Below are 13,478 nucleotides of genomic sequence, written 5' to 3' on the forward strand. Positions count from 1 at the left end.
TTCAGTTTGCCTTGACAATTATTGAAGTTCAATGTGTCCACGTCGGACGCAGGATGAGAGGTGTCCGGGAGGCTCCCCACACACCCCTCATCGAATGCGCCGGGCCGGTAGCATCTGCCGATGGCTGACGTTCTGATCCTGCCTGGCGGTCGCTACGGTCCGGAGCTACCCCTGTTGCATTACGCAGCCCGGGCCGCCGAGGCCCGCGGCGGTGTCGTGGAGTCGGCGCATTGGGAGCGGCGAACCGATCTGCGGAGCCTGCCGGCCGAGCAGCGGATGGACTGGATCGAGTCGCAGGTGCGCCCGCACCTGCAGGGGATCGGACTGCTCGTGGGCAAGTCCCTGGGCACGTACGGCGCCCGGTTGGCCGCCGAGCACCGCCTTCCTGCGGTATGGCTGACCCCGATACTGAACAACGCCACCATCGTCGCCGCTATGTCCGCCGCGACGGCCCCCATGCTGCTGGTCGGCGGCACTGCCGACCCGATGTGGGACGGCACGGTCGCGCGCAAACTCGGCCCGCACGTCCTGGAGGTCGATGGCGCCGATCACGGCATGGACGTGCCGGGACGGCTGGCGGCGTCGGTCGAGGTCCTCGGCCGGGTCGCCACGGCCGTGGAGGACTTCCTCGATGAGATCGGCTATGCGGGCCCGGGCTCTCATCAGGGCTAGGGGCGGCGGCCTGGGGCTTCAACGTCGCCAGAAGCTCATCACGGCCAATCTGGAGTCCGGCGAGATGGGTGCCGGGCACGGCCTCCCTCGCACCCAGCCGAGCCTGCCGATCAAGCCCGGCCGGGCCGGCACGATGACCCACGACTCCAAACGCCACGGCACTACCGTGTTCGCCACACGTGGCTGGCCAAACACCCCCGCTGACTCGATCCTGGCGAAGGTCGACGTGGCCGGGTGGCACTTCGGCAAGTGTCAAAGCAAACACGATCACCCGCAGACTTGCCCGTTTCCGACCCACGCTCCTAGCGGACAAGGATGAGGTTGGCCATGTCGACGACCGGGCGATAGCCGAGCGCCGCGTAGATCTTGTTCGACGTCGGGTTCGCCTGATCGGTGAACAGGCACGCCCGCGCGCCTTCGGCGACGATCCGGCGGGACACCTCGGCGACGGCGGCACTGGCCCAGCCGCGTCCACGCTGCTCCGGTGGCGTGTAGACCGGGCCGACCCGGGCCACGCCGTACGAGGGCGGGTTCGCGCCCGTCAGGTGCACCGGCTCACCCGTCTCGTCGACCCAGAACCAGATGTTCTTGGTGACCAGGGTTTGCAGGGTGCCCTCCCGGTCCGGAGCCTCGTGGAAACTGATTCCACGCGGGCGACCGGCCTGCTCGTCTGCGTCCGCGCCGAACGCCTCGTACCAAGCCTGGACGAGGTCGACGTCGTCCTCGGTCGCGCGGCGGAGTTCGCCGGGGACACGTTTCGGCGGGATCAGGTCGCCGAGTTCGTGGAGCCGGGTGTGCTGGCCGACCTCGACGCGTCCGCCCTGGTGGCGTACCAGTTCGGTGGCGCACAGCTGGACGGCGGGCAGCGCTCCGTTGATCGCCGCGATCTCCTCGCCACGTTCGTGCAGCGCCCGGCCCAGCGCTACGGCGGCATCGTCCGGCATGGACAACAGGAACGGCGGATACGGCTCGAAGGGAGCCGTACGCATCCCCGCGCCGACCACCGCACCGGACTCGTCGCGTACCACGAGCCACCAGTTGCGTTCCGGCTGTTCCTTGCCGGCGGCGAGCTGCGCGGCGGTCCGCTCGGCGAGCGTGGCCACCACGGTGCTGACCACCGCGTGAGCCGCGAGATGGTCGCCGGCCGCGGCGAGGAACTCGGTCGGATCGGTCAGGAACTCCAGCTGCATCCGCTCAAGCTACCGAGCCCGAGTACGCCGCCGCAGCTCACTTTCGCCCCCACACCATCGGCGGGAACTGGCGAGCGAAGTCAGGCGGGGCGGCGCAGATACTGTTCGGCGATCTCGCCGTCGAGGTCGGCGTACCCGGCGGCGCAGACGAGCAGGCCGCTCTTGACCTTCGCCGTGCGATCGGCCACCGTCGCGAGGTCCCTCGCGACGAGATCCACGAACAGCTTGAGCCGGCGCGAGAGTTCGGCCGACCCGGACACACGCCCGAACGCCGACGACGGAGGTACGAAGTACAGCGGCTCGCGGGCCGCGGTCAACCGTTCCGACGCAGCGCCGAACGGCTCGGCGGCGGCGGCCAGGGCATCGGGCCTGACCTCGAACGAATCCGTGACGACACTTGTCATGGCCCCGAAGGTAGCCGCTGACGATGCGGCCGGCATCCGCACATACACCAGGGGACGGTCGGCATTTGTGCGGATGTGCCTCACCTCGGCGCAGCCTAGCGTTCGTCCCGTGACGGATAAGAACATCATCCTCCAGCGGCTCACGTCGGATGGTAAGGAGATCTCCGGCATCGCGGCACAGGTCACCGGCGATCCCGACACGGTCCGGCGCGCCCGCGACGCCTACAGCAGCGGCGCGACAACCACCTTGGCCCTACGCGCCGACCTCGTGCAGACGGTCGCCGGGTTGCACCCGTGGTCGGGCCTCGCCGCGTCGCGCTGCTTCGGGCTCGTCGATGTCATCCTCACCGAGCTCGAAGCGATCGGGACCTCGCTGACCGCGGTCGCTGATCGCCTGGTTGACGTCGAGAGCGCGCTGCGGGCGGCGAACGGCGCCGTCGCCGACGTGCAGCGAAGGTTTGCGACGTTCCGGAACGCCGTGACCGCCCAACTCGCGAACGCCGCGCCCGCCGACCTGATCACGATCGAGGGCCAAGCCGTCACTACCGGAAACGCACTGCGCGCCGAAGCACGCACAGTGCGGGCCAACCTGGTGGCCGCCCTCCAGGCCGCGCTCGCCGCACTGCTCACCGCGCACCAAGGCTTGGACGCCGCCGTCAAAGCCGCCGAGGCACGCTGCCCGTTCACCACGAAGTACGGCGGTAGCTTCGAGAAGATGCTCGAGTCCCACGAGGCGAAACGGACCGACATCTATGACGACAACGGCCCGAAGCCGGGCGGCTTCGCGACGACCGCCACCGGCGTCAACCTCATGCTGGCCGGCTTTCAGAAGAAGTTCTACGAGGCGCTCAAGGCATACCCGGGCGGAGACATCCGAGCCGACGAGGTCGCCGACGAAAAGAGCTACCAGGCGCTGATCAGGTCCGAGATGGCCAAAGCGCCCAACGATCCCACCCGTCGGCGCATCAGTCTCCAACAAGCCGCCGTCCTGAACGAGCAGTCCCTGGCCAGGACGCTCGGCGAGGTCTTCGACGCCGGGCTCGACCGGGGGCGCTTCGCCCAGTTGAGCGCACCGGTCCAGGCGGCGATCAAGGACGCGGCTTACAACGGCATCACGCCGTTCTCGGAGACGCGTGCCACCGATCCACGACGGAACCTTGGCGAGCATGGGGCGGCTTATTACATCAACCGCGGCGAGCTCGAGAAGGCCGCGGAGGTGCTCGAGAAGTGGGGAGCCTGGGCGGCCGTCAACGTGATCAACAAGAAGGGGCAGGTCGTGCCGAGGCCCCAGCGACTGGGCGGCTTGGCGACCCGCTTCAAGGAGCTCGCGCAGATCCTGCGGAACGGTTGCTAGCGGGGCTCGGTGGGCTGCGCGGCGAGGTCGGCGAGCCAATCGCGGCTGGCTCGGGTGACACGGGCGGGCACGTCGAGGGAGTCGAGCAGTTCGGCGGCGGCCGCCATCTCGTGCTCTCGGCGTACGGCGTGGGCGATCGAGCCTTCGACCAGCCGGTCGAGGGTGGCCGCGCTGCTGCGGGCCAGTTCCTCGCGAATGTTGGCGGTCAGCCACTCCTCCAGCCCGGCGGCACGGGCCCCTTCGAGGGCCTCGATCACGGCCGCGGCGAGTCCTTTGTAGAAGACGCTGCGCAGTAGCTTGCGGGTGGCGGCCGCACCGATCGGGCCGTCGACGACGCTGACCGTCGCGCCGTACGCGCCAAGAGCGTCGGCATAGCGAAGCGCGCCCGGTCCGCTGACTGCCATCGGCGTACGCAGGCCGTTGCCGGGCACCGGCGACAGCAGGGCGACGTCGACGACGTCCACCGCGCCGTCGGCCGCCGCCGCGACCTGTTCCTTGCGCCGGGGTGACGCGGTGTTCAGGTCGGCCCAGAGCACGCCCGGCCGGCAGCCCGGCAGCCCCTGGGCCAGCGCGTCGAGCGCGTCGGCGGCGCTGTTGACGCTGAGTACGAGGTCGGCGTCGCGGCACGCCTCGGCGGCGTCGTCGGCTGCGCGCACACCGTCGGGAATCCGCAAGCCCGCTGTGCGTACCAGTGGATCGAACCCGGAGACCGCGGCGCCGGCGGCGGCGAGATCGGCCGAGATGTGCCGGCCCGCTTCGCCCAGGCCGAGCACCGCGATGCGGAGCGGTACGGCGGTCATGCGCATTCTCCCGAGTTTTCCTGGGCCGGAGCCGATTGTCAACAATTGTATTCGCAATCTGATTGACCTAGAGTTCGCCGCAACCGTGACCCGGACGGAGATGAGATCATGAGTGCCGTACGGGCGGGCATCCCCGTCCTCATCATGCGCGGAGGCACGTCCAAGGGGGCGTATTTCCGCGCCGGAGATCTGCCCGCCGACCCCGCCGAGCGCGACCGGCTGCTGCTGCGCGTGATGGGTTCGCCCGATCCGCGCCAGATCGACGGCATCGGCGGCGCCCACCCGCTGACCAGCAAGGTCGCCGTGCTGAGCCGGTCCGACGACCCCGAGGCCGACGTCGACTACCTGTTCCTGCAGGTGCAGGTGGACCAGCCGCGGGTCAGCGCCGAACAGCCGTGCGGCAACATCCTGGCCGGCGTCGGCCCGTTCGCCCTGGAACGCGGCCTGGTCCAGCCGACCGGCGAGGTCACCCCGGTACGCATCCGGATGGTCAACACCGGCGCGTACGCAGTGGTGCACGTGCCGACCCCGGACGGCGTCGTCGAGTACGCCGGAACCACCGCACTGAGCGGGGTGCCTGGGACGGCGGCGCGCCTGGTCGTGGAGTTCCGCGACACCGCCGGATCGGTCGCGCCCGCGCTGCTGCCGACCGGCCGGATCGTCGACGACCTCGACGGGACCGCCGCCACGCTGATCGACAACGGCATGCCGATCGTCGTGCTGAACGCCACCGACCTCGGCGTCACCGGATACGAGTCGCCGAAGGACCTGGAGGCGAACGAAGCGCTGCGCGAGCGGGTCGAGAAGTTGCGGCTGATCGCCGGGCACCTGATGGGCCTGGGCGACGTGGCGGCCACGACGGTGCCGAAGATGTGCCTGGTCGCACCGCCCGCGAACGGCGGGAGCCTGAGCACCCGCATGTTCATCCCGCACCGGGTCCACCAGTCGATCGGAGTGCTCGCGGCGGTGAGCGTCGCGACCGCCGCCGCCCTACCCGGCAGCGTCGCCGCCGCCCACATCGCCACGGAAGGCCCGGCCCACATCGCCACGGAAAGCCCGGCCCACATCGCCACGGAAAGCCCGGCCCACATCGCCACAGAAAGCCCGGCTCACATCGCCACGGAAGGCCCGGCCGACGTCGCCGAGAAAAGCACCGCCGACGTCGTTGAACAAAACGCCACCAAGGAAAGCCACAGCACAGAGGTGCGCATCGAGCACCCGACCGGCTGGTACGACACCGTCATCGACGTCACCGTGCACGGAGACGACGTGAAGGTCGGCCGGTCCGCCGTGGTCAGCACCGCCCGGCTACTACTGGACGGCACCGTGTTCCCAGCAGAGTATCCAGCCTCCCGAGGAGAAACACCCGATGACTGAGCCGATCCGGGACGTCGCCCACGTCTCCGCGGTGGAACTGTTCACCCCGGTCCTGGCCGAGAGCACGGCGTTCTTCGCCGACGTGCTGGCCCTGGAGGAGGTGTACCGGCACGGCGACAGCGTCTACCTGCACACCTGGGACGACTACGAGTCGTTCACCGTCAAGCTGACCGCGCGCGACAAGGCGGGCATCGGGCGTACGTGGTTGCGGGCGCGCAGCCCGGAGGCGCTGGCCCGGCGGGTCACCGCGATCGAGGCGGCCGGGCTCGGCGAGGGCTGGAACTCCGACGAACCCGGGTATGGCGAGGTCTTCCAGTTCCACGACCCGGACGGCCATCCGTTCGGCATCTACTGGGACACCAAGCGATACGAGCCGTCGGACGCGACCCGGCCGGCGTTGAAGAACCAGGCGTCGCGGTTTCCCGGCCGGGGCGCGAACATCCGGCGGCTGGATCACGTCAACTACCTGGCCGCTCAGGTGGACGCCGCCGAGGGGTTCCTGGCCGACGTGATCGGCGCCCGGCCGAGCGAGCAGATCGTCAACGACGACGGCAGCAAGCAGGGCGTCTGGTACACCGTCTGCGACAAGTCGTACGACCTGGTCTACACGCGAGACTGGACCGGCACCGCCGGGCGGCTGCACCACATCGCGTTCGCCGCCGACACCCGCGAGGACATCCTGCGTGCCGCCGACGTGTGCCTGGAGGCCGGCGTCCACATCGAGACCGGGCCGCACAAGCACGCCATCCAGCAGACGTTCTTCCTCTACGTCTGGGAGCCGGGCGGCAACCGGATCGAGTTGTGCAACGCCGGCGCGCGGCTGCTGCTGGCCCCGGATCACCAGATGATCACGTGGACGCAGGCCGAACGCGCCAAGGGCCAGGCCTGGGGCTTGAAGACCATCGAGTCCTTCCACACGCACGGCACACCGCCGATCTGATCTCCGCCTTGCCAGGTTGTGCGCAGTATCGCGTACAATCTGGAACCCATGAACGTGGCCGACCGTCTGCGCGCCGGAATCCTCGCGGGGGACTTCGTCCCGGGCCAGCGGCTCGTGGAAGCCGAGTTGTGCCACCAGTTCAACAGCTCGCGGGGCACGGTTCGCGCCGCGCTCGTCAACCTCACCCATGAGGGCCTGGTCGAACGCGTCGCGAACCGCAGCGCCCGGGTCCGCACGGTCAACGTCGAGCAGGCCGTCGCGATCACCGAGGTGCGCCTCGCGGTCGAAGGGCTGTGCGCGTACCGGGCGGCGGTCAACGTCACCGACACCCAGGTCGAGGAGCTGGCTGCGCTCGGCCGGCAGATGCGGGATGCCGTGCGATCCGGCGAGATCATGGCGTACTCGAATCTCAACTCGACGCTGCACGAGACGGTCGGCGTGATCGCCGGTCAGCCGGTCGCCGCCGACGTGCTGGCCAATCTGCGCGCCCGCAACGTGCGCCACCAGTTCCGGCTGGCGCTGCGCCCGGGGCGGCCGCAGGTGTCGCTGCCGGAGCACCTGGCGATCATCGAGGCCATCTGCGCCCGCGATCCCGAGGCTGCCGAGCGGGCCGCCCGACGCCACGTCGCCGGGGTCATCGCCGCCCTGCGTGAGCAGGTCTGACCCGCCGCACAGACGATCTTGTGTCGGCTCCGTTACCTCCTTGATAAGAATGTGCGCTGGATCGTCTTCAAAAATGTCAACAATATGGCTAGGGTGATGGGCCAAGTGTTCGGTCACCGAGTCCCCAAGGGGCCCGAGTCTTCATAGGAGTTCCGATGCAAGACAGCATCACGCGCGTCACCCTGACGCGTCGGGGGGCGCTCACCGCCTTCGCCTTGGCTCTGCCCCTCGCGGCCTCCGCCTGCGGCGAGGACACCCCGTCGACCTCCAACTCCGGCGGCGGCACCACGACCGTCAAGGTCGGCGTCATCTCGATCATCGACGTCGCCCCCATCTACCTCGGCGTCAGCAAGGGCTTCTTCAAGGACGCGGGTCTCGACCTGAAGCTGGAGACCGCCTCCGGCGGCGCGGCCATCGTGCCCGCGGTCGTCGCCGGGCAGTACCAGTTCGGCTTCAGCAACACCGTCTCGCTGCTGCTGGCAAGCTCCAAGGGCCTCAAGCTCAAGGCGGTCGCGGCCGGCGTCAGCACCGTCGGGACCGAGGGCAAGGACTTCGGCGCCGTCGTGGTCAAGGCCGACAGCCCGATCAAGTCCGCGGCCGACCTGGCGGGCAAGAAGATCGCGGTCAACACGCTCAACAACATCAACACGACCACGGTCAACGAGGTGGTACGCAAGGCGGGCGGCGACCCGTCCAAGATCACGTACGTCGAGCTGGGGTTCCCCGACATCGTCGCGGCGATCGCGAAGGGTGACGTCGACGCCGGGCAGGTCGTCGAGCCGTTCCTCACCACCGCGACGCAGGCCGGCAACCGGCAGGTCGTGTCCAACTACGCCGGCACCGACCCGAACCTCACCGTAGCGGCGTACTTCACCTCGGCGGACTACGCGAGCAAGAGCCCGAAGGTCGTCGAGTCGTTCAAGACCGCCATGACCAAGTCCCTCACGTACGCCAACGAGCACCCCGACGAGGTGCGCGCCATCCTCGCCACCTACACCAAGATCGACGCGAAGGTCAGCGCCGCCGTCATCCTCCCCCGTTGGACCGGCACGATCGACCAGGCGTCCGTGGCCAAGCTCGCCGAACTGGCCCAGAAGGACGGCTTCCTGACGGCCACCCCCGACATCGCGGCCCTGATCGGCTGATCGAGCGTCATGTCCCTCCCCGCGACGACGTCGAGTCCGGTGGCCGGGCGGAAGTTCCGTCCGGCCGCCGGCCGCCGAACCGATCTGTTCCTGGGCGCGCTCGGTCTGGTCTGCGTACTGCTGCTGATCGAGATCGTGTCCCGCACCGGCCTGGTCGACTCCCAGTTCCTGCCGCCCGCCAGCCGCATGGGCGCGGCCCTGGTCACCGATCTGGGTCAGCGTGACTTCTGGATCGCGTTCGGCCAGACCGTCCGCGGCTGGGCGATCGGCCTCGCCCTCGCGATGCTGCTGGGCATCGCGGTCGGCGTGGTCGTGGGCAGCGTCCCGTTCCTGCGCCGGGCGACCGCGTCCACCATCGAGTTCCTGCGCCCGATCCCGTCGGTCGCGCTCATCCCGCTCGTCGTGCTCATCTACGGCAGCCAGCCGCAGTCGGCCCTGATCCTCGTGGTGTACGCGTCGTTCTGGCAGATCCTGGTGCAGGTGCTCTACGGCGTCGCCGACGTCGACCCGGTGGTCCGCGACACCGCGCACTCCTACCGGTTCACTCGCTGGACGGTGTTCCGCACGGTCGTCTGGCCCACCGCATTGCCGTACGTGGTCACCGGGTTCCGGCTGGCCGCCGCAGTCGCGTTGGTTCTGGAGATCACCGCCGAACTGGTCATCGGCGTACCGGGGCTGGGGCAGATGATCGGCGTCGCCCAGTCGTCGGCCGCCGTGCCCGAAACGTATGCCCTGGTCATCGTGGTCGGCCTGATCGGCGTCGTCGTCAACGTGTTCGCCCGCCGCGTTGAACGGCACGTCCTGCGGTGGCACGCCTCGGTGCGGAAGGACCTGTCGTGAGAAAAGTCGTCGTAGGACTGCTGTTCGCGGTTGGGCTGCCGATCCTCCTGATCGCCGGCTGGTGGGTCGTCTCCGACGGCTCCACCAGCTTCTTCTGGCCGCCGCTGGCGGAGATCGTGCGGGTGTTCCCTAAGACCTGGCAGGGCGACCGGATCACCGCCGACGTGCTGCCCAGCCTGGCGCGGCTCGGCCTCGGCTACGCGATCGCGCTGATCTGCGGCATCGGCATCGGCGCGGCCATCGGCCTCAACCCGCGGCTGCGCGCCTTCGCCGAACCGACGCTGGAGTTCTTCCGGGCCATCCCGCCGCCCGTGTTGATCCCGGTGATCGCCCTGTTCGCCGGGTACACCGGCTGGACGGCCAAGGTGGTCACCATCTCGCTGGGCTGCCTGTGGCCGATCCTGCTCAACGCGGTCGAAGGCGTACGCGGGCTGGACGAGGTGCTGCTGGACACCGCGCGGTCCTATCGGCTGCGGCGGCGTACACGGCTGCTGAACGTGGTGCTGCGCGGGGCCAGCCCGCAGATCGCCGCCGGCGCCCGGCAGGCGTTGTCGATCGGCGTGATCCTCATGGTCGTCAGCGAGCTGTTCGGGGCCAACCGCGGGCTCGGCGCGTCCATCGTGCAGTTCCAGCGCTCGTTCGCCATCCCGGAGATGTGGACCGGCATCATCCTGCTCGGCCTCATCGGATTCCTGTTGTCGGTGGTCTTCCGCTTCGTCGAGCACCGCAGCCTAGCCTGGTACCGCGGCCTGCGCCGCACGGACCGGAGATTGTGAGTTCTCGATGTCCACAGTCCTCACCGAAACGGTCGCGCTGGACGTCAGCGGACTGCGCAAGACCTACGAAGGGCACGGCGAACCCGTCGAGGCCATCCGCGACCTGACCTTCGAGGTACGCCGCGGCGCGCTGGTTTGCGTCGTCGGCCCGTCCGGCGCGGGCAAGACCACCCTGCTGCGGTGTGTCGCCGGTTTGCTCGGCAGCTCCGCCGGGCAGGTGACCCTCGACGGCGCGGCCGTCACCGGCCCGCCCGCCGGGATGGCGGTCGTCTTCCAGGAATACGGCCGCAGCCTGTTCCCCTGGCTGACCGTACGCCAGAACGTCGAGCTGCCGCTGAAGGAGAAGCGGGTCCCCCGCGCGGATCGGCAGCGCCTGGTGGACGAGGCACTGGCCGCCGTCGGCCTGTCCGACAGCGGCAGAGCCCATCCGTGGCAGCTGTCCGGCGGCATGCAGCAGCGGGTCGCCATCGCCCGCGCGGTCGCGTACGAGCCGTCGGTGCTGCTGATGGACGAGCCGTTCGCCGCCGTCGACGCGCAGACCCGGGCCGACCTGGAAGACCTCGTCCGGTCGTTGTGGAAGCGACTCGGCGTCACCGTCCTGTTCGTCACGCACGACATCGACGAGGCGGTCTACCTGGCGCAGCGGGTCCTGGTGCTGTCCAACCGGCCGACCGTCGTCCTGGAAGACGTCGCGATCGACCTCCCCGACGAGCGCGACCAGCTCCAGACCCGGTCCCTGCCGCGCTTCGCCGAGCTGCGCCGCCACGTCTACGAACTGATCCAGCTGGCCAAGAAGGGCCACCGGCCGGGAACCGAGGGAGTCTAGATGCCGCTCGTCGTCCGCAACACGCCCCGGACCGCACTGGACATCGTGGACGGACTGGGCGCCTGCGGGGTCGCCACCGTCCACGAGGCACAGGGCCGCACCGGGCTGCTGCACCACCGCCTGCGCCCGGTGTACGCCGGGGCGGCCGTCGCCGGGACCGCGCTCACCTGCACCGTCGCGCCCGGCGACAACTGGACCATCCACGTGGCCGTCGAGCAGGCCCGGCCGGGCGACGTGCTGGTGGTGACGCCGACCAGCCCGTGCACCGACGGCTACCTCGGCGACCTGCTCGCCGAAAGCCTGCGGGCACACGGCGTACGCGGAGTGGTCATCGACGCCGGCGTCCGCGACGTGCGCAGCCTCACCGAACTGCGCTTCCCGGTGTGGTCGGCGGCGGTGTCCGCCCAGGGCACGGTCAAGCAGACCCCCGGCGACTGCCAGGTCCCGATCGTCGTCGCGGGCGCCCTGATCCACCCCGGGGACGTCATCGTCGCCGACGACGACGGCGTGGTGTGCGTACCCCGGGTGGACGCGAAACAGGTGCTGGCCAAGGCCGAGGCCCGCGTCGCCAACGAGGCCGGCAAACGCGCCCGGCTCGCCTCCGGCGAACTCGGCCTCGACATGTACGCCATGCGCGAAGACCTGGCCGCCAAGGGACTGGTCTACGAAGACTGGACGGAGCAGCAGTGATCATCGACTGCCACGGGCACTACACCACCGCCCCGGCGGCCCATTCCGAGTGGCGGGAGGACCAGCTGCAGACCTTCCTGACCGGCCGGCCCCAGTCGGCGTACCCGTCGATCTCCGATGACGCGATCCGCGAGAGCGTCGAGACCAACCAGTTGCGCCTGTTGCGCGAGCGCGGCGCGGACCTGACCATCTTCTCGCCGCGCGCCTCGGCGATGGGCCACCACGAGGGCGACCTGGCGACGGGCATCGCCTGGGCGCGGGCCTGCAACGACCTGATCGCGCGGGTGACCGAGCTGTTCCCCCAGTCGTTCGCGGGCGTGTGCCAACTGCCCCAATACGCCGGCGAACCGCTCGACGCCGCCGTGGCCGAACTGCGTCGCTGCGTCGACCTGGGGTTCGTCGGGCTGAACCTGAACCCCGACCCGAGCGGCGCGCGGTGGACCTCCCCGCCGTTGACCGACCCCTACTGGTTCCCGCTGTACGAGGCGATGTGCGACCTGGACGTGCCGGGCATGGTGCACGTCTCGGCGAGCTGCACGCCGGTCTTCCACGCGACCGGCGCGCACTACCTCAACGCCGACACGACCGCGTTCATGCAGTTACTGCAAGGCGACCTGTTCGCCACGTTCCCACAACTGCGGCTGATCATCCCGCACGGCGGCGGCGCGGTCCCCTACCACTGGGGCCGCTACCGGGGCCTGGCCGACATGCTCGGCAAGCCGCCGCTGGCCACGCACCTGATGAACAACGTCTTCTTCGACACCTGCGTCTACCACCAACCCGGCATCGACCTGCTGTTCGAGGTGATCGGGCTGGACAACATCCTGTTCGGCTCGGAGATGATCGGAGCCGTACGCGGCATCGATCCCACGACGGGGCACCACTTCGACGACACCAAGCGATACGTCGACGCGCTGCCGCTGACCGACGCCGAACGCGCGCAGGTCTACTCCGGCAACGCCCGGCGGGTCTACCCACGCCTGCAAGCCCGGCTGACGTCTACGCTATGAGAGTTGCACCGGGACGGGAGGGGTCGCGCGTCGTGCGTACTGAGGAGCCAGAGGTCGCCATCGCCGACCAGATCCGGTCGGCGATCCTGGCCGGGGACTTCGCGCCGGGGCAACGGCTGGTCGAGGCCGAGCTGTCGGCCAGGTACGACGCCAGCCGGGGCACCGTCCGCTCGGCGCTGATCGACCTGACCCACGCCGGGCTCGTCGAACGCATCGCCAACGTCGGCGCCCGAGTGCGTACGGTCAGCGTCGAGGAGGCCATCGCCATCACCGAGGTGCGCATGGTCGTGGAAGGACTGTGCGCGGCCAAGGCCGCCGAACGGGTCACCGACGCCGAGGCCGCGGAACTGCGCGCCCTCGGCCGGCGGATGACCGAGGCGGTCAAGGGCGGCGAGATGATGGTCTACTCGCAGCTCAACACCACGCTGCACGACCGCATCTGTGAGATCGCCGCCCAGCCGGTCGCCGCCGAAGTCCTGGCCAACCTGCGCGCCCGCAACGTGCGGCACCAGTTCCGGCTCGCGCTGCGGCCCGGCCGCCCGCAACGGTCGCTGCCCGAACACCTCGCGATCATCGACGAGGTCTGCTCGCGCAGCCCCGAGGGCGCCGAACGCGCGGCCCGGCGGCACGTCGCCAGCGTCATCGACGCGCTGCGCGAGATCTAACGCTCGCACGCCCTTTTTTGCGCGCTCGGTCGACCCCGTCTTTCCGCGCGATCATGAACTATCGGTCGTGATCGACCGGCGTGTCGTGTCCCGGCCGCCCTGATCATTCCCCGGACGGCCTGATCA

15 protein-coding genes are annotated in these 13,478 nt (G+C 69.7%); 12 read left to right on the forward strand and 3 right to left on the reverse strand.

Annotated features, from left to right (window positions below; all coding sequences use genetic code 11):
- The first annotated feature begins 120 nt into the window (after positions 1 to 120).
- Positions 121 to 672, forward strand: a complete 552-nt coding sequence (locus HDA40_RS04095) for an alpha/beta hydrolase (RefSeq protein WP_253751842.1) — start codon at positions 121 to 123, stop codon at positions 670 to 672.
- A 302-nt stretch (positions 673 to 974) separates the two neighbouring features.
- Here HDA40_RS04095 and HDA40_RS04100 read toward each other — a convergent pair whose 3' ends face one another.
- Both HDA40_RS04100 and HDA40_RS04105 read right to left on the reverse strand, forming a co-directional pair.
- Positions 975 to 1,862: a GNAT family N-acetyltransferase gene (locus tag HDA40_RS04100; RefSeq protein WP_253751844.1), complete on the reverse strand. Its 888-nt coding sequence runs from the start codon at positions 1,860 to 1,862 to the stop codon at positions 975 to 977.
- Positions 1,863 to 1,942: 80 nt separating this feature from the next.
- Positions 1,943 to 2,266, reverse strand: coding sequence for a hypothetical protein (locus HDA40_RS04105; RefSeq protein ID WP_253751847.1), 324 nt, complete (start codon positions 2,264 to 2,266; stop codon positions 1,943 to 1,945).
- A 109-nt stretch (positions 2,267 to 2,375) separates the two neighbouring features.
- On the opposite strand from HDA40_RS04105, the gene HDA40_RS04110 reads away from it, so the two are divergent.
- Positions 2,376 to 3,620: a hypothetical protein gene (locus HDA40_RS04110; protein WP_253751850.1), complete on the forward strand. Its 1,245-nt coding sequence runs from the start codon at positions 2,376 to 2,378 to the stop codon at positions 3,618 to 3,620.
- On the opposite strand, the gene HDA40_RS04115 is transcribed toward HDA40_RS04110, so the two are convergent.
- Positions 3,617 to 4,420: an NAD(P)-dependent oxidoreductase gene (locus HDA40_RS04115; protein WP_253751853.1), complete on the reverse strand. Its 804-nt coding sequence runs from the start codon at positions 4,418 to 4,420 to the stop codon at positions 3,617 to 3,619. The two genes, HDA40_RS04110 and HDA40_RS04115, sit on opposite strands and share 4 nt — an antisense overlap.
- Positions 4,421 to 4,528: 108 nt before the next feature.
- On the opposite strand from HDA40_RS04115, the gene HDA40_RS04120 reads away from it, so the two are divergent.
- From HDA40_RS04120 to HDA40_RS04165, 10 genes are all read left to right on the forward strand, one after another.
- Positions 4,529 to 5,797, forward strand: a complete 1,269-nt coding sequence (locus tag HDA40_RS04120) for a 4-oxalomesaconate tautomerase (RefSeq protein WP_253751856.1) — start codon at positions 4,529 to 4,531, stop codon at positions 5,795 to 5,797.
- The gene (locus HDA40_RS04125) at positions 5,790 to 6,737 is read left to right on the forward strand and encodes a VOC family protein (RefSeq protein WP_253751859.1); all 948 of its coding nucleotides are present in this window, start codon (positions 5,790 to 5,792) and stop codon (positions 6,735 to 6,737) included. Before HDA40_RS04120 ends, HDA40_RS04125 begins: the two co-directional genes overlap by 8 nt.
- 48 nt (positions 6,738 to 6,785) lie before the next feature.
- Entirely contained in the window at positions 6,786 to 7,400 is a 615-nt protein-coding gene (locus tag HDA40_RS04130; protein ID WP_253751862.1) for a GntR family transcriptional regulator, read from the forward strand.
- Positions 7,401 to 7,555: 155 nt separating this feature from the next.
- Positions 7,556 to 8,545, forward strand: a complete 990-nt coding sequence (locus HDA40_RS04135; RefSeq protein ID WP_253751866.1) for an ABC transporter substrate-binding protein — start codon at positions 7,556 to 7,558, stop codon at positions 8,543 to 8,545.
- A gap of 9 nt (positions 8,546 to 8,554) precedes the next feature.
- A complete protein-coding gene (locus tag HDA40_RS04140) occupies positions 8,555 to 9,385 on the forward strand; it encodes an ABC transporter permease (RefSeq protein WP_253751869.1) in 831 nt (276 codons plus the stop codon).
- Positions 9,382 to 10,161 carry an ABC transporter permease gene (locus HDA40_RS04145; protein ID WP_253751872.1) on the forward strand — a complete coding sequence of 260 codons (780 nt, stop codon included), beginning with the start codon at positions 9,382 to 9,384 and terminating at the stop codon, positions 10,159 to 10,161. Before HDA40_RS04140 ends, HDA40_RS04145 begins: the two co-directional genes overlap by 4 nt.
- Positions 10,162 to 10,168: 7 nt before the next feature.
- A complete protein-coding gene (locus tag HDA40_RS04150; protein ID WP_253751876.1) occupies positions 10,169 to 10,987 on the forward strand; it encodes an ABC transporter ATP-binding protein in 819 nt (272 codons plus the stop codon).
- Positions 10,988 to 11,677: a 4-carboxy-4-hydroxy-2-oxoadipate aldolase/oxaloacetate decarboxylase gene (locus HDA40_RS04155; RefSeq protein ID WP_253751879.1), complete on the forward strand. Its 690-nt coding sequence runs from the start codon at positions 10,988 to 10,990 to the stop codon at positions 11,675 to 11,677.
- Complete coding sequence (locus HDA40_RS04160; RefSeq protein ID WP_253751882.1) at positions 11,674 to 12,687, forward strand: amidohydrolase family protein; 1,014 nt, start codon at positions 11,674 to 11,676, stop codon at positions 12,685 to 12,687. The genes HDA40_RS04155 and HDA40_RS04160 overlap by 4 nt, the downstream gene beginning before the upstream one ends.
- Before the next feature lie 32 nt (positions 12,688 to 12,719).
- Positions 12,720 to 13,352 carry a GntR family transcriptional regulator gene (locus HDA40_RS04165; protein ID WP_253751885.1) on the forward strand — a complete coding sequence of 211 codons (633 nt, stop codon included), beginning with the start codon at positions 12,720 to 12,722 and terminating at the stop codon, positions 13,350 to 13,352.
- Positions 13,353 to 13,478 lie beyond the last annotated feature (126 nt).

Source organism: Hamadaea flava (genome assembly GCF_024172085.1).
GTDB classification, from domain to species: domain Bacteria; phylum Actinomycetota; class Actinomycetes; order Mycobacteriales; family Micromonosporaceae; genus Hamadaea; species Hamadaea flava.